The sequence below is a fragment of the Microbacterium sp. genome (assembly GCF_036823965.1).
GTDB lineage: Bacteria > Actinomycetota > Actinomycetes > Actinomycetales > Microbacteriaceae > Microbacterium.
In genome coordinates this window covers 45,607-66,281 of sequence record NZ_DAITBE010000009.1, presented here as the reverse complement: position 1 = coordinate 66,281, position 20,675 = coordinate 45,607, and the positions used below count along the sequence as shown (strand labels likewise).

Here is a 20,675-nt window from a genome sequence, read left to right as displayed (position 1 = left end):
CGGTCAGGCCGAGTAGGGGCGGAGGTCGACTGCGCCGTCGGTGCCGCGGTAGGCGCGGGAGCCCATGCCGTGCTCGAGCACCCAGCCGTAGTCGTGACCGGCGCCGCCGGGGTAGACAGCGAGGAAGGAGTAGGGCTCGTCGCCGGTGTTCACGGAGCGGTGCGCCCAGCCCGGCGGGATGTAGCCGATCGTGCCAGGCAGCATGTCGAGCCACTCGGTGCGCTCGCCGTCGAACATGAGGAGTCCGCCGCGGCCCGTGAGTGCGAGGTAGATCTCACCCTGGTGGTTCGGGTGCTGGTGCCCCTTCGTCATCCACAGCTCGCCGGAGGTGTCGCCGGGCATGATCGTGGTGATCGACTGGGGGAGCTCGCGGTCGGCCTCGGGCACGGGGGAGCTCACGACGGTGTACACGACCGGGTTGTCGCCGGCGGATGCCGCGGCCCACGCCTCGGCGTCGACGAAGAGCCCCTCGAGGTCCGACATCCGGCGGGTGAGCGTCGGGCCCTCTGGCGAGAGGGTCAGCTTCTCGGCGTCGAATGCGATCGCCATCGGCGCGATCGGCGGGGTGTGGAACTCGGGCATCGGTGCTCCTCGGAACGGCGGGCGACATTGCTCGGCTGCTCGCGCTGACGCGCATCCAACCTGTAATAACAAGTGAGCATACCTGTTATGACAGGTTGGCGTCCAGTGTTCGTGCGCAGCCGCGCACGGGCGAGTGCGCAGGTGCGCGAGAGGCGCGGGGCGTCGGCCGTTCTCCGGTTCCGGTCGCAATCGGCGCCGCCGTGCACCCGCCGTCCCGGTTCCGGTCGCAGTTGACGCTGCCCGCGAGCCGGGCGGGCGGCACGAAGCGCGACCGGAAGGGTGGAGTGGAGGGTCGGGGTCAGGCCTCGGCGCGGCGGGCGCGGTAGGCGGCGACCGCGTTGCGGTTCGCGCAGGCGGTCGAGCAGTAGCGCTTGGAGCGGTTGCGGGAGAGGTCGAGGGCCAGCGCTTCGCAGGAGTCGTCGTCGCAGATCGAGATGCGCGAGCCCTCGTCGGCGCGGATCACGTCGATCAGCGCCATCGCGGTCTCGATCAGCATCCGCTCCACGAGGGGGCGCTCGTCGGCGACCGCGTGCAGGTGCCAGTCCATCGCTCCGTGGCGCACGAGTCGAGGCGTGAGGGTGGATGCCGCGAGGGTGTCGTTCACGTGCGCGACCATCTCGTCGCGCGGAGCCAGCAGCATCGCGCGCAGGCCGGGGCGGGATGCACGGAGGGAGGCGAGCTCTTCGGCGTCGCGGTCGAGGCGACCGGTGTAGGGGAACTCCTCGAGGAACGCGCGGTAGTCGTCGAGATCGGCCAGGGTGTCCGGGTCCTCCGCGGAGTTCACGAGCCAGACGGCCGACCGGAGCGCATCCTCGGTGTCATCGGTGAAGATCATGTTGACATCTTACATCGGCGCGGAGTAGCGTCACATCCCATGAGCACTGTGAGCAATGACAGCGTCGGCGTGCGGGGAGTGCGCCTCGGGCTGCCGCTCGCGATCGGCGCCGCTTTCGCCTTCGGGATGTCCGGCGGGTGGGCGCGTGGACTGATCGACGCGGGATGGACGCCAGGTGCCGCGGTCACCGCTCGCATCTGGGTCGCCGCGCTCGTGCTGCTCGTCCCCGCGGTCATCTCGCTGCGCGGACGCTGGGGCGTGCTTCGTCGCAACCTCGGCATGATGGCCGCGTACGGCCTGCTCGCGGTCGCCGCGACGCAGCTCTGCTACTTCCAGGCCGTCGCGGTGATGGACGTCGGCCTCGCGCTGCTCATCGAGTACACGGCCCCGGTCGCGGTCGTGCTGTGGCTGTGGCTCCGCCGCGGCGAACGCCCGACGCGGCGCAGCATCGTCGGCGCGATCATCGCCTTCGTCGGACTCGTGCTGATGCTCGACATCCTCACCGGCGCGACCGTGAACGGCGTCGGCATCCTCTGGGCGCTCGGGGCGATGGTCGGCGCTGCCGCCTACTTCATCCTGTCCGCCAAGGCCGACACCGGACTCCCGCCCATCGCGCTCGCCGGCGGTGGACTGCTGCTCGGCGCGATCGGCCTGACCGTCGCCGGACTGGTCGGCGTGCTGCCGATCGCCTGGACGACGCAGGACATCACGTACCGCTTCGGCACCGTGCCGTGGTTCATCCCCGTGCTCGCGATCGGCCTGATCGCGACGGCTCTCGCGTACGTGCTCGGCATCGCCTCGACGCGGATGCTGGGCTCGCGCCTGGCCTCGTTCATCGCGCTCGCCGAGGTCATCGCCGCGCTGCTGTTCGGCTGGCTGCTGCTCGGCCAGCTGCCCGATCTGCTGCAGATGCTCGGCGGCGCCCTCGTGCTCGTCGGGGTCGTGGTGGTGAAGCTGGGTGAGCCGACGCCGGCGGAGTTCGTCGAGCCGGTGCCCGACGCGGCATCCGCACCTCGCTGACTCGACCACCCTTCTGCCGACCCGGCCCTCTCTGTGCGAGCGGCCCCCATATGCGCATGCATTTCGGGGGCCGCTCGCGCGAAAAGGGGTGGCTCGGCGGGGTGGTGAATGTATACGTGGCGTGCGCGGGGCGAAGGGATGCGACCGCGCGCGACGCTTTGTGTATACACTCAGGGGATGAGCCTGGCAGTGGAGCGCACCACCGCGGGAGACCGCGCCTACGCCGCGCTGCTCGACGACATCCAGTCCGGCACCCTCGCAGCGGGCGCCGTGCTCGGCGAGGTCGAGCAGGCCGAACGCCTCGGCGTCAGCCGCACCCCGATGCGCGAGGCGCTGCGCCGCCTCATCGCCGACGGGCTCGTCGTGCAGCAGTCGCCGCGCGTCACGGTCGTGGCGGATCTGGATGCCGACGACATCCGTGCCCTGTTCGAGATCCGCCGAGCGCTCGAGGAGACCTCGGCCCGCCTCGCCGCCACCAGGGGAGACGCCGCACTGTTCGCCGCGCTCGCCGAGGAGTTCGCGCACGTCGACCTCGCCGCTGCAGAAGGCCGCGATGCCTACTACGCCCTGATCGCGCGGTTCGATGCCGCACTCGACACCGCCGTCGACAACGACTACATCGCCGCAGCGCTGCGCACCGTCCGCACCCACCTCGTGCGGGTGCGGCGCATGGCGCGCGACCGTCCGGCCAGGCTCGCGGCGTCCATCGCCGAGCACCGCACGATCGCCCAGGCGCTCGCCGCCCGCGACGGCGACCTCGCCGCCCACGCCACGCACGTGCACCTGCATAACGCACTCACCGGCATCCTCGACACCCTCGACTCCAGCACCAGCGAAGGACTCTCATGACCATCAGCCACCACATCCGCGTGCACCGCAGCGACGAGAACCTCGAACGTTCCGACCAGCTCGCCTGGAAGATCGCCGAGGTCGCAGCCGACCAGGTCGAGGTCGAGCAGGACGTCGTCGACATGATCATCAACCGCATCATCGACAACGCATCGGTCGCTGCGGCATCCCTCACCCGTGGCCCGATCAACGCGGCCCGCGCGCAGGCGTTCAGCCACCCCGTCTCGACCGGCGGCGTCGGCGCGAACCTGTTCGGCGCGGCGCTCGACCGCCGCACGAGCCCCGAGTGGGCCGCCTGGGCGAACGGCGTCGCCGTGCGCGAGCTCGACTACCACGACACCTTCCTCGCCGCGGAGTACTCGCACCCGGGCGACAACATCCCGCCGATCCTCGCCGTCGCGCAGCACACCGGCAAGGACGGCCGGGCGCTCGTGCGCGGCATCGCGACCGGCTACGAGATCCAGATGGACCTCGTGCGCGCGATCTGCCTGCACAGGCACAAGATCGACCACGTCGCCCACCTCGGGCCCTCGGCCGCCGCCGGAATCGGCACACTGCTCGACCTCGACGTCGAGACGATCTACCAGGCCGTCGGCCAGGGCCTGCACACCACGACCGCCACCCGCCAGAGCCGCAAGGGCGAGATCTCGACCTGGAAGGCGCACGCCCCGGCGTTCGCGGGCAAGATGGCCGTCGAGGCGGTCGACCGTGCGATGCGCGGCCAGACGAGCCCGGCCCCGATCTACGAGGGCGAGGACGGCGTGATCGCCTGGATGCTCGACGGCAAGGATGCTGCGTACGAGGTGCCGCTGCCCGCCGCCGGCGAGCCGAAGCGCGCGATCCTCGACTCGTACACGAAGGAGCACTCGGCCGAGTACCAGGCGCAGGCCTGGATCGATCTCGCCCGCAAGCTCGGCACCGAGAACCCGGCGCTCCGCGACCCCGCGAACATCGCGTCGATCGTGCTGCACACCAGCCACCACACGCACAACGTGATCGGCTCGGGAGCGAACGACCCGCAGAAGTACGACCCGACGGCGTCGCGCGAGACGCTCGACCACTCGATCCCCTACATCTTCGCGGTCGCGCTGCAGGACGGCGGCTGGCACCATGTCGACTCCTACGCCCCGTCTCGCGCGGCACGACCCGACACGGTCGAGCTGTGGCACAGGATCACGACGGCGGAGGATGCAGAGTGGACGCGCCGATACCACTCCGAGGACCCGGACGTGAAGGCGTTCGGCGGTCGCGTCGAGTTCCGGCTCACCGACGGCACGACGGTCGTCGACGAGATCGCGGTGGCCGATGCGCACCCGCTCGGTGCTCGCCCGTTCGCCCGTGACGACTACATCGCGAAGTTCCGCCTGCTCGCCGAGCCCGTGCTCGAGCCCGCCGAGATCGAGCGGTTCCTCGCACTCGTGCAGCGCCTTCCCGAGCTGACCGCAGCGGAGGTCGGTGAGCTGTCGATCGTCGCCAAGGCCGGACTGCTCGAGGGTGCGGATGCGCCGAAGGGGCTGTTCTGATGCTGTACTCCACCGTCACACCGGCCGAGAAGCGCCGGCTGTTCCGCGAGCGGCTCGCGAGCGGCGAGCTGCTGCGGTTCCCCGGGGCGTTCAACCCGCTGAGCGCCCGGCTCATCGAGCAGAAGGGGTTCGACGGGGTCTACATCTCCGGCGCGGTGCTCGCTGCCGACCTCGGGCTCCCCGACATCGGGCTCACCACGCTCACCGAGGTCGCCGGTCGTGCGAAGCAGATCGCGCGCATGACCGATCTGCCGGCGATCGTCGACGCCGACACGGGCTTCGGCGAGCCGATGAACGTCGCTCGCACGATCCAGGAGCTCGAGGACGCCGGACTCGCCGGCGCCCACATCGAGGACCAGATCAACCCGAAGCGGTGCGGTCACCTCGACGGCAAGAGCGTGGTCGACGAGAGCACGGCGATCAAGCGCATCCGTGCCGCCGCCGATGCCAGGCGCGACCCGAACTTCCTGATCATGGCTCGCACCGACATCCGAGCCATCGAGGGACTGGATGCAGCCATCGACCGCGCCACGGCGCTGGTGGATGCCGGTGCCGATGCGATCTTCCCCGAGGCGATGCGAACGCTCGACGAGTTCGAGGCGATGGCGAGTGCGATCGACGTGCCGGTCCTCGCCAACATGACCGAGTTCGGCAAGAGCGAGCTGTTCTCGACCTCGCAGCTGCAGAGCGCAGGGGTCAACATCGTGATCTGGCCGGTGTCGCTGCTTCGCACCGCGATGGGCGCGGCGGGCCGTGCGCTCGATACGCTGAACGACGAGGGGCATCTGACCTCGAAACTCGGCGAGATGCAGCACCGCGCCGACCTGTACGAGCTGATCGACTACGAGTCGTACAACCACTTCGACTCCGGCGTCTTCAACTTCACAATCGAGCGGGAACCCACGAAGGAGTGACCATGACCGAGCCGGACATCAAGAAGGGCCTCGCCGGGGTCGTCGTCGACACGACCGCGATCTCGAAGGTCAACCCGGAGACGAACAGCCTGCTCTACCGCGGCTACCCCGTGCAGGAGCTGGCCGCCACGCAGCCGTTCGAGGCCGTCGCGTACCTGCTGTGGAACGGCGAGCTCCCCACTGCGGACGAACTCGCGGCCTTCCGACTGACCGAGCGCACGCACCGCGCACTGTCGCCCGTCGTCAAGGACGCGATCGACCGACTGCCGCTGGATTCCCACCCGATGGACGAAGTGCGTACCGCGGTGAGTGTGATCGGCGCGATCGAGACCGCGGGCATCGCCAACGTCCTGGATGCCGTCGGCACGCCCGAGGAGAACCTGGAGCGCAGCCTCACGCTGTTCGCCGCGCTCCCAGCGATCGTGTCGTACGGGCAGCGCCGCCGTCGAGGACTCGAGCCCATCGAGCCGCGCGACGACCTCGATTACGCCGCGAACTTCCTGTGGCTCACGTTCGGCGAGGAGCCCGATCCCGTGGTCGTCGACGCGTTCAACCGCTCGATGATCCTGTACGCGGAGCACTCCTTCAACGCCTCCACGTTCACGGCCCGCGTGATCACCTCGACGCTCAGCGACCTGTACTCGGCCGTGGTCGGCGCGATCGGCGCGCTCAAGGGGCCGCTGCACGGCGGCGCGAACGAGGCCGTCATGCACATCTTCGACGAGATCGGCACTGCCGACCAGGTCGAGGCCTGGCTCGACGCCGCGCTCGCCGAGAAGCGCAAGATCATGGGCTTCGGGCATCGCGTGTACAAGCGCGGGGATTCGCGGGTGCCGACTATGAAGGCCGCGCTCGACTCGCTCGTCGAGCACTACGACAAGCCCGCCGTGGGCGAGCTGTACGAGAAGCTCGAGAGCGAGTTCGTCGCCCGCAAGGGCATCTATCCGAACCTGGACTACCCGTCAGGTCCGGCATACAACCTGATCGGCTTCGACACGCTCACGTTCACGCCGCTCTTCGTCGCAGCGCGCATCACCGGCTGGACCGCGCACATCATCGAGCAGCAGTCGTCGAATGCGCTGATCCGCCCGCTGTCGGCGTACGACGGTCCGGACGAGCGGCACATCGACGAGTACGAGCCGGACACCTCGGCGATCGACGTGCTCGAGCGTCCGGAGGAGGCCGCCGGCTGATCCCACCCTCGACCTGATCGTGAGCAGGCCCCGATGCTCTGCGGCATCGGGGCCTGCTGCGTGCCCGGGCCCTTCGACAGGCTCAGGGACCCATCCCTTCGACAGGCTCAGGGACCCATCTCTTCGACGGGCGCAGGGACCCGTGCGAGGCGGGAGCCATGCGAGGCGGGACCCATGCGGCGTGTTCCTAGCGCGGCCGCGGCCCTCGGTCAACCCTGTGCGTCGGCCGTGTCGGCAGGAGTAAGACGGATGCCGGGGCGATGGCGTCCCCCGCGAGAAGGAGGCCCGATGTCCGCATCCGACGTGTCCGTCAAGGAGGTCAGGTCGCTCGTACCCGCACGATTGGACCGCCTGCCCTGGTCCCGATTCCACTGGATGATCGTCGTCGGACTCGGGTTCTCCTGGATCCTCGACGGGCTCGAAGTGCAGATCGTCGCAGCGAACGGCTACGCAGCCACGCTCGGCATGGGGCCGGCCGAGGTCGGACTCGCCGGCACCTGCTATCTGCTCGGACAGGTCTTCGGTGCACTCGTCTTCGGCCGCCTCACCGACCGCCTCGGCCGCAAGAACCTCTTCCTCGTGTCGCTCGCCGTGTACCTGGTCGGCTCCGCGGTCGCCGGTCTCGCCTTCGCACCCTGGTTCTTCTACATCTGGCGGTTCGTCGCCGGCGCAGGCATCGGCGGAGAGTACGCGGCGATCAACTCGGCGATCGACGAGATCATCCCGGCGAAATACCGCGGACGCGTGGACATCGCGATCAACGGCACCTATTGGGGCGGCGCCGCACTCGGCGCCGTCGCGAACATGTTCTTCCTGAACACCGACATCCTCCCCGCCGACATCGGCTGGCGTCTCAGCTTCTTCCTCGGCCCGGTGCTCGGAGTGCTCATCATCTGGTTGCGTCGGCACATCCCGGAGAGTCCGCGCTGGCAGATGACGCACGGACGCGAGGACGCGGCAGAGCGCAACCTCGACGAGATCGAGGAGCGCATCCGCAAGGAGGGCAAGACCATTCCTCCGGTCGATGAGAGCAAGGCCATCACCGTCAAGGAGTACGGTCGTGTTCCGTTCCTCGTGATCGTGAAGGTGCTGTTCCGGAAGTACCCCCGCCGCACCCTGGTCGGCATCACCATGATGGTGACGCAGTCGTTCCTCTACAACGCGATCTTCTTCACCTACGCGCTGGTGCTGGAGAACTTCTACGACACCCCGCCCGCCTCGGCGTCGCAGTACTTCATCATCTTCGCGGTCGGCAATCTCACCGGGGCGCTCGTGCTCGGTCACTTCTTCGACACCTGGGGTCGGCGACGGATGCTGTTCGCGACCTACATGCTCGCCGGCAGCATCCTGCTCGTGAGTGCCTTCCTGTTCAATGCGGGCGTGCTGAACGCCGGCACGCACACAGCGTTCTGGTGCGCGTCGTTCTTCTTCGCCTCGGCCGGAGCATCCGCGGCCTACCTCACGGTGAGCGAGATCTTCCCACTCGAGCTGCGCAGCCAGGTGATCTCGTACGTCTTCTCGATCGGCCAGCTCGTCGGCGCCGTCGCACCCGTGCTGTACGGGTCGCTCATCGGCCAGAGCGCCGAGACCGGCGACCGCGGCCCGCTGTTCTGGGGATACGTGCTCGGGGCGGCGATCATGATGTTCGGCGGGATCATCTGCGGCATCTTCGGGGTCAGCGCCGCGGGGAAGTCGCTGGAGGACATCGCCGATCCGCTCTCGCTGGTGGATCCGGCGGAGAAGCACACGTAGTTCCGGACCCTTCGACAGGCTCAGGCACCCAGCTGGCTCAGGGACCCAGCTGGCTCAGGGAACCAGCTGGCTCAGGGATCCGGACGTCGACAGGCTCAGCACCCCAGTGGGGCGCTGAGCCTGTCGAAGCGTCGGATGCGGCTCAGGCGCGCGCCACCTCGAGCTCGATGACCGACCAGGACAGCGCCGGCAGCGTGGCGCGAACGGCCCCGCCCACGACCTCGGCTGCCGCGAGCGGCACCATGTGCACGCTGTCCGGCGCCGTCTCGAGGTTCGACGTGTGGCGGTCGCCGCCCTCCGGCACGGTCAGCGTCTCGGCCTGACGCAGGCGCACATCGCCGAGCCCGTGCAGGTCGATCGTGAGGTCGTTCGCCTCGTCGAGCGAGCGGTTCGCGACGAACACGACCAGCCGGCCGGTCGCCTCGTCCCAGGTGGCCGCAGCGTCGATCGAGTCGACCCCGCCGTAGCGCTTCGTCTCGATCTGCGGTGCGGTGACCGCGAGACGCAGGATGCGGCCGGTCGCCAGGCGCGCCATCCGCTCGAAGGGCCAGAAGCTCGTCTGACGCCAGGCGGCCCCGCCCTCCTCAGAGCGGATCGGCGCGATCACGTTCACGAGCTGCGCCTGGTTCGCGATCTTCACCCGGTCGCCGTGTCGCAGCAGGCTGTTCAGCAGGGTGCCGACGACGACGGCATCCGTCACGTTGTACGTGTCCTCGATGAGTCGCGGATGCTGCTTCCACCCGGCCTGCTCGATCTCCTTCGCCTCGACGTCGTTGTACCGCACCTGGTCCCACACGTTCCATTCGTCGAACGAGATGTCGACCTGCTTGGTGTGCTTGCCGGCGGCCTTGACCGCGTCGACCGTCGCGATGACGCCCTCGATGAACGCATCCATGTCGGTGGACTCGGCGAGGAACGACTCGGCGTCGCCGTCGTGCTCCTGGTAGTAGGCGTGCATCGAGACGAAGTCGACCTCGTCGTAGGCGTGCGAGAGCACCGTGTGCTCCCAGGTGCCGAAGGTCGGCATCGACCGACCGGACGACCCGACCGCCACGAGCTCGATCGAAGGGTCGACCAGGCGCATCGCCTTGGCGGACTCCTGCGCGAGCCGGCCGTACTCGGTGGCGGTCTTGCCGCCGATCTGCCACGGGCCGTCGAGCTCGTTGCCGAGGCACCACAGCTTGATGTCGAAGGGCTGCTCCGCACCGTTCTTGCGTCGCAGGTCCGACCAGTAGGTGCCGCCGGGGTGGTTCGCGTACTCGACGAGCGCGCGCGCCTCCTCGACGCCACGGGTGCCCAGGTTCACGGCCTCCATGACCTCGACGTCGGCTTCCTTCGCCCAGTCCATGAACTCGTGCAGGCCGAACGCATTGGTCTCGATCGTGTGCCAGGCGCCGTCGATGCGCACCGGCCGATCCGCTGCGGGGCCGACGCCGTCCTCCCAGCGGTAGCCGGAGACGAAGTTGCCGCCGGGGTAGCGGACCACGGTCGGTCCCATCTCCTTCACCAGGGCCAGCACGTCCTGCCGGAACCCGCGCTCGTCTGCCTGCGGGTGGCCGGGCTCGTAGATGCCGGTGTAGACGCAGCGCCCCATGTGCTCGACGAACGAGCCGAAGAGTCTCCGGGGGACGTCGGCGATCGTGAAGTCGCGGTCGATGGTGATGCGGGCCTGAGACATTGCTCTCCTTGTATCTGGCTCTGTGGCCGGGTGGGGGACTACTGACCGCCGAAGCCGCTGGTCGCGACGCCCTTGACGATCTGCTTCTGGAAGATGATGAACACGATGATGAGCGGCAGCGCCGCGAGCACGGCCTGGGCCATGACCTGCGCGTACTGCACGCCGTAGGCGCTGATCACGGTCTGGAGTCCGACCGGCAGCGTCATCAGCGTGGTGTCGTTGATGACGAGGAACGGCCAGAGGAAGTTGTTCCAGGCGCCGATGAATACGAAGATCGCGACGGATGCCAGGATCGGCCGCGACAGCGGCAGCACGATGGACCAGAAGATGCGCAGCCGGCTCGCGCCGTCGACGCGTGCGGCATCCTCCAGCTCGATCGGGATCGCGTCGAAGAACCGCTTCAGGATGAAGACCATGGCGGGTGCCACGACCTGCGGCAGGATCAGACCCCAGTACGTGTCGATCAGGTTGAACGCGAGCATCTCGTAGAACAGCGGGATGATCAGCACCTGCGGCGGCACCACGATCGAGGCGATGATCACGACGAACAGCCACTTGCGTCCGGTGAAGTCGAGGCGCGAGAAGGCGTAGGCCGCAAGGGCCGAGATGGTCAGCGTGATCAGGGTGATCGCCACCGAGGTGAACAGGCTGTTGAGTGCCCAGGTGTACACGTTGCCCTGCGAGAGGATCGCGGTGAACGCCTCGACGGTCGGACCGGTCGCGCCGATCCAGCCGGGGTCGCCGGATGCGGCATCCGTCTCGGTCTTGAAGGCGGTCGCGACCGCCCAGAGGAAGGGCAGCAGCCAGCCGATCGCGAGCACGGCCAGCACGATGAACGCGGTGACGCGCAACGGGCCGAACGGCTTCTGGCCGGGCAGGTGCGGACGTCGGGAGCGGGTGGGCTTCGGGACCGTGAGGGTCTCGGTCGGCGTGAGGGTGGTGGAGGACATCAGAACTGCTCCTTCCGGCGGCGCGAGATCAGGGCCTGAACGACGCCGAGGATGACGATGAGAGCGAAGAAGACGTACGAGATGGCGGCCGAGTATCCGAATCGGTAGCTCACGAAGCCGGCCTCGTAGATGTACTGCACGATCGAGCGGGTGGTGTCGCTCGCGACGCCGCCGAGCATCTGATACGCCTGGTCGAACAGCTTGAGCGATGCGAGGATCTGCAGGATCAGGATCAGGACGGTGGCCGGTCCGAGCTGCGGAAGCGTGATCGACCAGAACTGGCGCCACGCGCTGGCTCCGTCGAGGGAGGCCGCCTCGTACTGCTGGGCCGGGATGTTCTGCATGGCCGCGAGGTACAGCAGGAAGTTGAAGCCGACGGTCCACCACACGGTGGCGATCACGATCGAGATCATGTTCGTCTCAGGGTTCTGCAGCCACGCGAGCGGCTCGAGCCCGAAGAACTTCAGGATGTTGTTCGCCGCACCGATCTGCGGGTTGAAGATCCAGACCCAGATCTGCGAGATCACGGTCGAGGCGAGCAGATACGGCATGAAGAACGACAGCCGCCACAGCCACTGGCCGGGCAGGCCGCGATCGACGAGCGCCGCCATCAGCAGCGCGATCGCCACGAGGGGGACGGTCGAGAGGAGCGTGAACCAGACCGTGTTCCACATGGACTGCCACATGATCGGGTCGGTGAGCGCCTCGGCGTAGTTCGAGAAGCCGACGAACCCGCCCCCGGCGCCGGTGAGCGACTGGTCGGTGAAGCTGAGGTAGATGCCGTGGATGATCGGCCAGGCGAGGAACAGCACGAACGCGATCAGGAACGGTGCGAGGAACACCCAGCTGACCAGCTGCTCGCGGTTGCGGGAGCCGGCGCGGCGAGGGTGGAAGTCGGATGCCTTCCCCGTGACGATCGTGCGGGTGGCGTTGGCGTTGGCGTTGGCGTTGGAGGTCGCGGTGCTCATGAGTTCCACTTCCCCTCGGGGTCGGCCGGATTCGGTTGGGCGAGCAGGGTGTTGACGCGTCGTTCGAAGCGGTCGATCGCGGCGGCTGGATCGTCGCCGTTCAGGAGCACGCCCTGCACCGCTGCGCCGAACTCGCCCTGGAAGCTCGATCCGGAGCCGGTGAACCAGGCGGTCGGGTCGTAGACCACGTGCTCGGCGGCCTCGGCATAGTGCGCCTGGGGGATCAGATCGTCGTACTCGGGGGACTGCGTGACCGGCAGGAACGCGGGGATGTGGCCGGCCTCGGCCCATCCGAACGAGTTCTTCAGCATGTCGGCGACGAACTGATACGTCAGGTCGCGCTTCGCAGGATCGGCGTTCGCCTGGTGCGGCAGCACGAACGAGTGCGAGTCGGCGTAGACCGCCGGGGTGCCGTAGAGCGTCGGGATCATGGTCGCGTCGAACGGGAGGTCGGCGGCCTGCATGGTGCGCAGCTCCCACACGCCGGTCATCAGCATGCCGCTCTTACCCGTCGCGAACTCGGCGATCGCGCTGCCGTAGTCGTTCTGCGCTGCGGCGATCTCGCCGTCGAGCAGTGTCTGCATGAAGCTGAGCGATTCGACCGCGGCATCCTTGTCGATCACGGCCTTGCCGCCGATCGGCAGCTCCATCGCGAGTCCGTGCTGCGCATACAGCCCGTAGAAGAGGCGCCACATCTGGGCGCCGTCTCCGAGGTAGCCGTAGGAGAGTGCGTGGCCCGACGCGGTGCCGCTCACGGTGCGCAGCTGGTCGAGGAACTCCTCGGGCGAGTTCGTCTCCTGCAGCTTTCCGTCGGAGTCGAGGACTCCAGCCGCATCGCAGACGTGCGTGTTGAACATCAGCACGAAGGGGTGCGCGTCGAGCGCGACGCTGTACATGTTCTCGCCGACGAAGCCCTTCTCCCAGATGGGCTTCGGGAAGGTCGACTCGTCGACGCCGAGCGCGGCGAGACGGTCGAGGTCCCAGGTGTCGAGCAGGCCGCCTGGCGCCCAGCCGACCGTGCGGGTCGCGTGCATGACGGCGACGTCCGGTGCGCGGCCGCCGGCACCCGCCATCGCGAGCTTCGTGTAGTACGGCGTGCCCCAGGCGAGCACGGTGGGGCGGATGCGGAACGCGGACTGCGCGCCGTTCACCTGATCGAGCAGCGACGACATCGTGACGCCGTCACCGCCGGAGAGCAGATGCCAGAACTGCAGGGTCTCGGTGCTGGAGCCGGTGCCGGTTCCAGGGACGCAGCCGGCGAGGAGCGCCGTGCCGGCGGCGAGTGAGGCGGCAGTGAGGAACTGCCTGCGGGACAGATCGAGCGGGGGCGTCATCGTCACTCCTTCGTGACCGTGAGGTGGACGCCTCATCATTACATCGATGTAATCGGTGGCGCAAGCGGCACGTCGAGACTCCGGTCGCAGTTGCTGCCGTTTCGGCATCCGTGTGGTGGTTCCGGTCGCAGTTGCTGCCGCGCGATGGCCGCGGAGGCGACGTGAAGTGCGACCGGAACGGGGTGGCTCGCCGTGGATGCTGCGTCAGGGGCGATAGCCGGAGGGGCGACCCTGGGTGCTCGCGCGCTCCAGCAGCTGGTGCGAGAGCGTGAGCGAGCGGGGCGGGGCGCTGCGGTCGTCCATGCGCGACTCGAGCAGGCCGAGCGCCGCGACCGCGAACGCCTTGCGATCGAACGCGACCGAGGTCAGCGCCGGTGAGGTGAACCGAGAGAACTCCACGTCGTCGAAGCCGGTCACGATCACGTCGTCGGGGACGCGGATGCCGTTGTCGTGCAGCGTGTGCAGGGCGCCGAGCGCCAGGGAGTCCGTGAACGCGACGATCGCGTCGAACGGCACTCGGCGGGCGAGCAGGGTGCGCACAGCATCCGCTCCACCGTCCATCGACCAGGGCAGGCGGTTGATCTCGAGCGCCGGATCACGCGGGATGCCGGCCTCGCGCAGCGCATCGTGCACGCCCTCGAGGCGGAGCCGGCTGGTCGCCGTCGCGACCGATGGATCGTCGTCGGCGCCGACCACCGCGATCCGCGTCGCACCCCGGGACAGCACATGGCGGGTGGCGTCGGCGGCGGCCTGCCGACTGTCGATGCGCACATGGTCGGCGCGGTTCTGCTCGACCTCGCCGATCACGACGAGCGGCGGCAGCCGGTCGGCGTACTTCAGCACGCTGTCCTCGAGGCGGATCGGGTTCAGGATCAGGCCGTCGACCAGGTGCGCCCTGGCGCGCGAGACGAGTTCCTTCTCGCGCTCGGGCTCCGACGCGGTCTCCTCGATCTGCACGGCGAGACCCCGCGCGTGCGCGGCCTCGACGATGCGGTGCACGAGCTCGGCCGAGAACGCGGTGGCGAGATCGGGGAGGGCGACGGCGATGATCCCGGAGCGTCCCTTGCGCAGTCCGCGAGCGCTGAGGTTGGGCACGAAGTCGAGCTGCGCCATCGCGGATTCGACCTTGGCGCGCGTGCTCTCGTTCACCGGAACGGTACCGGTGACCACGTTCGAGACGGTCTTCGCCGAGACCCCGGCGAGCGCGGCGACGTCTTTCATCGTGGCGCGGGGCGGCGGCGTCGCTGTCATCCGGTCAGCCTACCGGCGGGGCTGTCGTGCAGCGCGATACATCGATGTAGTCCGTGTGTGCGTGGTTATCATGGCGCCATGACCATCGAACGCAACTGGGCAGGCAACCTCACGTACCGGGCCTCGACGATCGCGCATCCCGAGTCGGTCGACGAGCTTCGCGGCGTGCTCGCGCAGGGTGGACCGGTGCGCATCCTCGGATCCCGGCACTGCTTCAACGACATCGCCGACACCGACGGCGTGCTCATCGCACTCGACCGGCTGCCCCGGGTCTTCGAGATCAACCCGACCAGGACCGCCGTTCGGGTCTCCGGTGCCGCGCGCTATGGCGACATCGCGCCGCTGCTCGACGCCGAGGGGCTCGCGCTCGCCAATCTCGCCTCGCTGCCGCACATCTCGGTCGCCGGCGCCATCGCCACCGGCACCCACGGCTCCGGCGACGCGATCGGCTCGCTCGCGAGCGCGGTGCGCGGCCTCACGATCCTCACGCCCGCCGGGGAGACGCGCACGCTCGAGCGCGGCGACGCCGACTTCGACGGCGCCGTCGTGAGTCTCGGTGCGCTCGGCGCCGTGCTCGACGTGACGCTCGACGTCGAGCCGACGTACGAGGTCGCGCAGCACGTGTTCGAGCACCCGAGCTGGGATGCCGTGCTCGCGGACTTCGACGAGGTGACCTCGATCGGCACCAGCGTGAGTCTCTTCTCGACGTGGGAGCGCACCGACTTCGTGGATCAGATCTGGGTCAAGCAGCGTCAGCCCGAGGCGCGAGAGGCCGCGCGGGAGTCGCTGTTCGAGCGGCTCGGCGCCGAGCCTGCGACGAGCAGACGGCATCCGATCCTCGGCGTCGATCCGATCGCCTGCACCGAGCAGCTCGGGATCGCCGGCCCGTGGTTCGAGCGGCTCGCGCACTTCAAGCTCGAATTCACCCCGTCGGCGGGCGCCGAGATCCAGACCGAGTACCTCGTGCCGCGCGCCGACGCGGTCGCGGCGATCCAGGCCGTGCGCACGCTCGCCGGGCAGATCGCGCCGCTGCTGCTCGTGAACGAGATCCGGACCGTGCGAGCGGACGACCTGTGGCTGAGCTCGTCGAACGGGACGGAGGCGGTCGGCATCCACTTCACCTGGAAGCCCGAGGAGGAGGCCGTCCGCGCGCTGCTGCCCACGATCGAGGCCGCGCTGCCCGAGACCGCCCGCCCGCACTGGGGCAAGGTGTTCACGCTCGACGGTGCCGAGACGCGCTCGCGCTATCAGCGGTGGGACGACTTCGCCGCGCTCGCGGCTCGCTTCGACCCGGAGCGACGCCTGGTGAACCCGTACCTGGAGCGCCTCGGGCTGTAGCGGCATCCCCTCCGGGGCCCTTCGACAGGCTCAGGAACCCAGTTGTGCGCTCATGGTGCCGCCCGGCATCCTTCCGCACTTCGTGCCGCCCGGCATCCTTCCGGTCGCGCTTCGTGCCGCCGTGACGGGCGCGGGGCGGCACCAACTGCGACCGGAACGGCGCCCGTCGGGTCAGACGTGGTCGCGCCAGGAGTGCTGCGGGTCGTAGCCGAGCACGCGGCGGGCCTTGTCGATCGACAGCAGCGTCTCGTTCGGACCGAACTCGCGCGTCACCGACACGTCGGGGAAGACCTCGGCGAGCAGTTCCTCGTTCGGGCGCGACATCACGGTGTCGGCCGCCGCGATGATGAACCGGTCGAACCCGGGTGCAGCGACCTCGAGCGCTCGCTGCACCGCCTGGGCGCCGTCGCGCGCGTCGATGTAGCCCCAGAGGTTCCACTTGCGGCGGAGGGCATCGTCGTCGAACGAGGGGAACTCGGCGTAGTCCTCCGGGTCCATCACGTTCGAGAACCGCAGCGCCGTGATCGACACCTCGGGGTGCCAGCGCACGAGCTCGGTGGCCAGCTGCTCCTCGAGCGTCTTGACGAGCGAGTAGACCGATTCGGGCCGCGCCGGGTAGTCCTCATCGACCGGCACGTAGGGCGGCGGCACGTCGAACGGCAGGCCGAGCACCGTCTCGCTCGATGCGTACACGATGCGCCGGATGCCCAGGCGCACCGCCGCCCAGAACACGTTGAACGTGGCCGGCATGTTGTTGTGGAAGGTCGCGACATCGCTGCGGATGCCGGGGGCCGGGATCGCCCCGAGGTGCACCACGGCGTCGATGCCGTCGTGCCGATCGCCGACGGCCGTGAAGGCGTCGACGACCTGGCCGTAGTCGGTCAGATCGACCTGCACGAAGTCGGGTCCACGGGTGCCGCTGATGTCCATGCCGATGACCTCGTCGCCGTTCGCGCGGAGTTCCCGTGCGACGACGCGGCCGAGCTTGCCGGATGATCCAGTGAGAGCGATGCGCATGTGACCAGCGTGGCACGGCGACGGGCCGCTGGCTCCGGTCGTCGTACACTCGTCGGCGTGAGTGACACGAGCAGCGACCAGCGCCGAGCGATCGGTGTGCGTGACGTCGCCGCCCGCGCAGGGGTGTCTCGGCAGACCGTGTCGCGCGTGCTGAACGACCACCCCGACGTCGCCGCCGAGACGAAGGAGCGCGTGCGCGCCGCGATGTCCGAGCTCGGCTATCGCATGAACAACGCCGCCCGCGCGCTCGGCACCCGCCGCTCGCGGACGCTCGGCGTGCTGGCCTCGGATGCGCTGCAATACGGCCCGTCTCGCAGTCTCGCCGCGCTCGAGGCCTCGGCCCGCGAGGCCGGGTACTGGGTCAGCGCCGCGTTCGCGGATGCCGCGGATGCCGCAGCCGTCGTCGCCGCGGTCGATCACCTCGTCGTGCAGGGCGTCGAGGGCATCGTCGTCGTCGCACCGCACACCCAGACCCTGGAGGCGCTCGCCGCCCTCCGCATCGACGTGCCGGTGGTGACCCTGCACTCCGCAGGACTCGGCGCCACCGGGCTCTCGGTCGACCAGGCCGCCGGCGCCCGGCTGGCCGTCGCCGCGCTCGCCGACGCAGGGCACACCCGCATCGCGCACCTCGCGGGCCCCGCCGACTGGCTCGAGGCCGAGTCTCGCGCCGACGGCTTCGCGGCAGAGCTCGCCGCCCGCGGGCTCGCCCCTGGCCCGGTGATCGCGGGGGACTGGTCCGCCGGATCCGGCTATGCCGCGGTCGATGCCGTGCGACGCTCCGGCGTCACCGCCGTGTTCGCCGCGAATGACCAGATGGCGCTCGGGCTGCTGAGTGCACTGCACGAGGCGGGCCTCGCCGTGCCGGGCGACGTGAGCGTGGTCGGCTTCGACGACACCCCGGATGCCGCGTACTACTGGCCGGCGCTCACGACCGTCCGCCAGGACTTCGAGGAGCTCGCCCGGCGTGCGGTCGCCGTCGTGATCGGCGGTGCGGATGCCGCGGCATCCGCGCTCGCCCCTGTCGCCCCGGTGCTGGTCTCCCGCGCCTCGGTCGCCCGGCCCCGCTGACCGGCGAACCCCGGGTGTCTTGACGCACCGAACCCGCCCGTGACAGACTTCCGTGACCGGTCACAGTGGCCGGACGCGACCGACCTGAGGCAGCTGTGAGCAACGACGCCCCCACCTTTGATCCCGCCGTCGAGCGTGCGATCGCCACCGTCCGGGCTGATGTCGCCCGCCTGCACGGCGAGCTGGTCCGCTCCGGCCTGGTCGTCTGGACCGGCGGCAACGTCTCGGGCCGAGTGCCCGGCGCTGACCTGTTCGTGATCAAGCCCAGCGGTGTGAGCTACGACGACCTCGCGCCGGAGAACATGATCCTGTGCGACCTCGACGGCGCCGTGATCCCGGGCACGCCGGGCAGCGACCGCTCCCCGTCGAGCGACACGGCGGCCCACGCGTACGTCTATCGGCACATGCCTGCCGTCGGCGGAGTCGTGCACACGCACTCGACCTATGCCGTGGCGTGGGCCGCGCGCGGCGAGGAGATCCCGTGCGTGATCACCGCGATGGCCGACGAGTTCGGCGGCCCGATCCCGGTCGGCCCCTTCGCGATCATCGGCGACGACTCGATCGGGCGCGGCATCGTCGAGACGCTCAGCGGCCACCGCTCCCGCGCGGTGCTCATGCAGAACCACGGCCCGTTCACGATCGGCTCCGACCCGAAGGATGCCGTGAAGGCCGCGGTCATGGTGGAGGACGTCGCCCGCACCGTGCACCTCGCCCGCGAAGCCGGTCCGCTGATCCCGATCCCGCAGACCGCGATCGACAGCCTGTTCGACCGCTACCAGAACGTGTACGGCCAGAGCGAGGATACCCGGCGATGAGCATCCAGGACGACATCCGCGAAGCCCGCACGAGCCTCGGCATCGAACTCGGCTCGACCCGCATCAAGGCGTGCCTGATCGGACCCGATGCGACCGAGGTGCTCGCCACCGGCTCGTACTCCTGGGAGAACCGGCTCGAGGACGGCCGCTGGACCTACGCGATCGATGCGGTGTGGTCCGGGCTGCAGGCGGCGTACGCGGCGCTGATCGATGATGCGCAGGAGCGCCACGGCATCCGACCGGAGACCTTCGGCGCGATCGGCGTCTCGGCGATGATGCACGGCTATCTCGCGTTCGACGAGTCCGGCGGGCTGCTCGTGCCGTTCCGCACCTGGCGCAACACGAGCACTGGTGCCGCATCCGCCGAGCTGGGGGAGCTGTTCGGCGTGAACATCCCGCTCCGTTGGTCGATCGCGCACCTGCATCAGGCAGTGCTCGACGCCGAACCGCACGTCTCGCAGATCGCGAGCGTCACCACGCTCGCGGGCTACGTGCACCAGCAGCTCACGGGCGAGCGGGTGCTCGGCGTCGGCGATGCCTCGGGCATGTTCCCGATCGACTCCGCGACCGGCGACTACGACGAGCGGATGCTGCACGCCTACGACACCCTCATCGGCGACCGGCTGCCCACACGCGCCGCACAGCTCCTGCCAGCGGTGCTCCCCGCCGGTGCGGCAGCCGGCACCCTCACGGCGGATGGCGCCGCGCTCCTCGACCCGAGCGGCGTGCTGCGCCCCGGCATCCCGCTGTGCCCGCCGGAGGGCGACGCCGGCACCGGCATGGTGGCGACGAACTCCGTCGCCCCGCGCACCGGCAACGTCAGCGCCGGCACCAGCATCTTCGCGATGGTCGTGCTCGAGCATCCGCTGGCCGAGGTGCACCACGAACTCGACCTCGTCACCACGCCGGCGGGCGATGCGGTCGCCATGGTGCACTGCAACAACGGCGCCAGCGAGCTCGCCGCCTGGGCGGGACTGTTCACGCGCTTCGCGGCGGTCGCCGGTCAGCCGGTCAGCGACGACGCGGCCTTCGATGCCCTGTTCCGTGAGGCGCTCGACGGCGAGGCGGATGCCGGTGGTCTGATCGCCTACAACCACCTCGCCGGCGAGCCGATCGCCGGGTCGATCGAAGGGCGTCCGCTGTTCGTGCGGACGCCGGACAGCGCCTTCACGCTCGCGAACTTCATGCGCGCCCAGGTCTACGGCGTCTTCGGCACGCTCGCGCTCGGCATGCAGGTGCTGGCGGGTGAAGGGGTGCGGCTCGACCGGATGTTCGCGCACGGTGGCATGTTCCGTACCGCGGGTGTCGCACAGCGGTTCCTCGCCGGCGCGCTCGACGCTCCCGTCGCTGTCGGCGAGCTTGCCGCGGAGGGCGGCGCCTGGGGCATCGCGGTGCTCGCGTCGTACCTCGCCGAGGCAGACGACCGCTCGCTCGCCGAGTATCTCGATCAGCGCGTGTTCGCCACGGCATCACTCTCCACCGCAGACCCCGACCCGGCGGATGTCGCCGGCTTCGCCTCCTACCTCGACCGCTACCGCGCCGGACTGGCCGTCGAGGCCGCCGCCGTCGACTCCCTGTAAGGACCGTT

At 69.4% G+C, this 20,675-nt stretch carries 18 protein-coding genes; 10 read left to right on the top strand and 8 right to left on the bottom strand.

What is annotated here, in order from left to right; translation table 11 throughout:
- Window positions 1-3: 3 nt before the first annotated feature.
- Both V7Z82_RS14745 and V7Z82_RS14740 read right to left on the bottom strand, forming a co-directional pair.
- On the bottom strand, window positions 4-582 hold the full coding sequence (locus tag V7Z82_RS14745) for a glucose-6-phosphate isomerase family protein (RefSeq protein ID WP_334152311.1): 579 nt from the start codon (window positions 580-582) through the stop codon (window positions 4-6).
- A gap of 298 nt (window positions 583-880) precedes the next feature.
- A complete protein-coding gene (locus tag V7Z82_RS14740; protein ID WP_334152310.1) occupies window positions 881-1,417 on the bottom strand; it encodes a CGNR zinc finger domain-containing protein in 537 nt (178 codons plus the stop codon).
- Window positions 1,418-1,456: 39 nt separating this feature from the next.
- Here V7Z82_RS14740 and V7Z82_RS14735 point away from each other — a divergent pair, with 39 nt between their 5' ends.
- The 6 genes from V7Z82_RS14735 (at window position 1,457) to V7Z82_RS14710 (ending at window position 8,668) form a co-directional block, all read left to right on the top strand.
- On the top strand, window positions 1,457-2,437 hold the full coding sequence (locus V7Z82_RS14735) for an EamA family transporter (protein WP_334152309.1): 981 nt from the start codon (window positions 1,457-1,459) through the stop codon (window positions 2,435-2,437).
- A gap of 177 nt (window positions 2,438-2,614) precedes the next feature.
- Window positions 2,615-3,286, top strand: a complete 672-nt coding sequence (locus V7Z82_RS14730) for a GntR family transcriptional regulator (protein ID WP_334152308.1) — start codon at window positions 2,615-2,617, stop codon at window positions 3,284-3,286.
- Window positions 3,283-4,809 (top strand): MmgE/PrpD family protein, encoded by a 1,527-nt coding sequence (locus tag V7Z82_RS14725; protein ID WP_334152306.1) that lies wholly within the window; start codon window positions 3,283-3,285, stop codon window positions 4,807-4,809. Before V7Z82_RS14730 ends, V7Z82_RS14725 begins: the two co-directional genes overlap by 4 nt.
- The gene (prpB, locus tag V7Z82_RS14720) at window positions 4,809-5,723 is read left to right on the top strand and encodes a methylisocitrate lyase (RefSeq protein WP_334152304.1); all 915 of its coding nucleotides are present in this window, start codon (window positions 4,809-4,811) and stop codon (window positions 5,721-5,723) included. Before V7Z82_RS14725 ends, prpB begins: the two co-directional genes overlap by 1 nt.
- 2 nt (window positions 5,724-5,725) lie before the next feature.
- A complete protein-coding gene (locus V7Z82_RS14715) occupies window positions 5,726-6,916 on the top strand; it encodes a bifunctional 2-methylcitrate synthase/citrate synthase (protein WP_334152302.1) in 1,191 nt (396 codons plus the stop codon).
- Window positions 6,917-7,204: 288 nt separating this feature from the next.
- The gene (locus V7Z82_RS14710; protein WP_334152301.1) at window positions 7,205-8,668 is read left to right on the top strand and encodes an MFS transporter; all 1,464 of its coding nucleotides are present in this window, start codon (window positions 7,205-7,207) and stop codon (window positions 8,666-8,668) included.
- 142 nt (window positions 8,669-8,810) lie between these two features.
- Here the strand turns inward: V7Z82_RS14710 and arfA are convergent, their stop codons facing one another.
- The 5 genes from arfA to V7Z82_RS14685 all read right to left on the bottom strand — a co-directional run bounded on the left by arfA (window position 8,811) and on the right by V7Z82_RS14685 (window position 14,849).
- Window positions 8,811-10,346 (bottom strand): arabinosylfuranosidase ArfA, encoded by a 1,536-nt coding sequence (gene arfA / locus V7Z82_RS14705; protein WP_334152300.1) that lies wholly within the window; start codon window positions 10,344-10,346, stop codon window positions 8,811-8,813.
- Between the two features lie 38 nt (window positions 10,347-10,384).
- Window positions 10,385-11,296: a carbohydrate ABC transporter permease gene (locus V7Z82_RS14700; RefSeq protein ID WP_334152299.1), complete on the bottom strand. Its 912-nt coding sequence runs from the start codon at window positions 11,294-11,296 to the stop codon at window positions 10,385-10,387.
- A complete protein-coding gene (locus tag V7Z82_RS14695; protein WP_334152298.1) occupies window positions 11,296-12,264 on the bottom strand; it encodes a carbohydrate ABC transporter permease in 969 nt (322 codons plus the stop codon). Before V7Z82_RS14695 ends, V7Z82_RS14700 begins: the two co-directional genes overlap by 1 nt.
- Window positions 12,261-13,598, bottom strand: a complete 1,338-nt coding sequence (locus V7Z82_RS14690; protein WP_334152297.1) for an extracellular solute-binding protein — start codon at window positions 13,596-13,598, stop codon at window positions 12,261-12,263. The genes V7Z82_RS14695 and V7Z82_RS14690 overlap by 4 nt, the downstream gene beginning before the upstream one ends.
- A 204-nt stretch (window positions 13,599-13,802) precedes the next feature.
- Window positions 13,803-14,849, bottom strand: a complete 1,047-nt coding sequence (locus V7Z82_RS14685) for a LacI family DNA-binding transcriptional regulator (RefSeq protein ID WP_334152296.1) — start codon at window positions 14,847-14,849, stop codon at window positions 13,803-13,805.
- A gap of 78 nt (window positions 14,850-14,927) precedes the next feature.
- Between V7Z82_RS14685 and V7Z82_RS14680 the strand changes: the two genes are divergently transcribed.
- Entirely contained in the window at window positions 14,928-16,187 is a 1,260-nt protein-coding gene (locus V7Z82_RS14680) for an FAD-binding protein (protein WP_334152294.1), read from the top strand.
- Between the two features lie 171 nt (window positions 16,188-16,358).
- Here V7Z82_RS14680 and V7Z82_RS14675 read toward each other — a convergent pair whose 3' ends face one another.
- Window positions 16,359-17,204, bottom strand: a complete 846-nt coding sequence (locus V7Z82_RS14675; RefSeq protein WP_334152293.1) for an NAD-dependent epimerase/dehydratase family protein — start codon at window positions 17,202-17,204, stop codon at window positions 16,359-16,361.
- 57 nt (window positions 17,205-17,261) lie between these two features.
- Here V7Z82_RS14675 and V7Z82_RS14670 point away from each other — a divergent pair, with 57 nt between their 5' ends.
- The 3 genes from V7Z82_RS14670 (at window position 17,262) to V7Z82_RS14660 (ending at window position 20,667) form a co-directional block, all read left to right on the top strand.
- Window positions 17,262-18,272 (top strand): LacI family DNA-binding transcriptional regulator, encoded by a 1,011-nt coding sequence (locus V7Z82_RS14670; RefSeq protein WP_334152292.1) that lies wholly within the window; start codon window positions 17,262-17,264, stop codon window positions 18,270-18,272.
- Window positions 18,273-18,367: 95 nt separating this feature from the next.
- Window positions 18,368-19,087 carry an L-ribulose-5-phosphate 4-epimerase gene (locus V7Z82_RS14665; RefSeq protein WP_334152291.1) on the top strand — a complete coding sequence of 240 codons (720 nt, stop codon included), beginning with the start codon at window positions 18,368-18,370 and terminating at the stop codon, window positions 19,085-19,087.
- Window positions 19,084-20,667: a xylulokinase gene (locus tag V7Z82_RS14660; RefSeq protein ID WP_334152290.1), complete on the top strand. Its 1,584-nt coding sequence runs from the start codon at window positions 19,084-19,086 to the stop codon at window positions 20,665-20,667. The genes V7Z82_RS14665 and V7Z82_RS14660 overlap by 4 nt, the downstream gene beginning before the upstream one ends.
- Window positions 20,668-20,675 lie beyond the last annotated feature (8 nt).

Coding starts and splice junctions, on each gene's coding strand:
- V7Z82_RS14745 (WP_334152311.1), bottom strand. CDS start 582: ATGCCCGAGTTCCACACCCCGCCGATCGCGCCGATGGCGATCGCATTC.
- V7Z82_RS14740 (WP_334152310.1), bottom strand. CDS start 1,417: ATGATCTTCACCGATGACACCGAGGATGCGCTCCGGTCGGCCGTCTGG.
- V7Z82_RS14735 (WP_334152309.1), top strand. CDS start 1,457: ATGAGCACTGTGAGCAATGACAGCGTCGGCGTGCGGGGAGTGCGCCTC.
- V7Z82_RS14730 (WP_334152308.1), top strand. CDS start 2,615: ATGAGCCTGGCAGTGGAGCGCACCACCGCGGGAGACCGCGCCTACGCC.
- V7Z82_RS14725 (WP_334152306.1), top strand. CDS start 3,283: ATGACCATCAGCCACCACATCCGCGTGCACCGCAGCGACGAGAACCTC.
- prpB (WP_334152304.1), top strand. CDS start 4,809: ATGCTGTACTCCACCGTCACACCGGCCGAGAAGCGCCGGCTGTTCCGC.
- V7Z82_RS14715 (WP_334152302.1), top strand. CDS start 5,726: ATGACCGAGCCGGACATCAAGAAGGGCCTCGCCGGGGTCGTCGTCGAC.
- V7Z82_RS14710 (WP_334152301.1), top strand. CDS start 7,205: ATGTCCGCATCCGACGTGTCCGTCAAGGAGGTCAGGTCGCTCGTACCC.
- arfA (WP_334152300.1), bottom strand. CDS start 10,346: ATGTCTCAGGCCCGCATCACCATCGACCGCGACTTCACGATCGCCGAC.
- V7Z82_RS14700 (WP_334152299.1), bottom strand. CDS start 11,296: ATGTCCTCCACCACCCTCACGCCGACCGAGACCCTCACGGTCCCGAAG.
- V7Z82_RS14695 (WP_334152298.1), bottom strand. CDS start 12,264: ATGAGCACCGCGACCTCCAACGCCAACGCCAACGCCAACGCCACCCGC.
- V7Z82_RS14690 (WP_334152297.1), bottom strand. CDS start 13,598: ATGACGCCCCCGCTCGATCTGTCCCGCAGGCAGTTCCTCACTGCCGCC.
- V7Z82_RS14685 (WP_334152296.1), bottom strand. CDS start 14,849: ATGACAGCGACGCCGCCGCCCCGCGCCACGATGAAAGACGTCGCCGCG.
- V7Z82_RS14680 (WP_334152294.1), top strand. CDS start 14,928: ATGACCATCGAACGCAACTGGGCAGGCAACCTCACGTACCGGGCCTCG.
- V7Z82_RS14675 (WP_334152293.1), bottom strand. CDS start 17,204: ATGCGCATCGCTCTCACTGGATCATCCGGCAAGCTCGGCCGCGTCGTC.
- V7Z82_RS14660 (WP_334152290.1), top strand. CDS start 19,084: ATGAGCATCCAGGACGACATCCGCGAAGCCCGCACGAGCCTCGGCATC.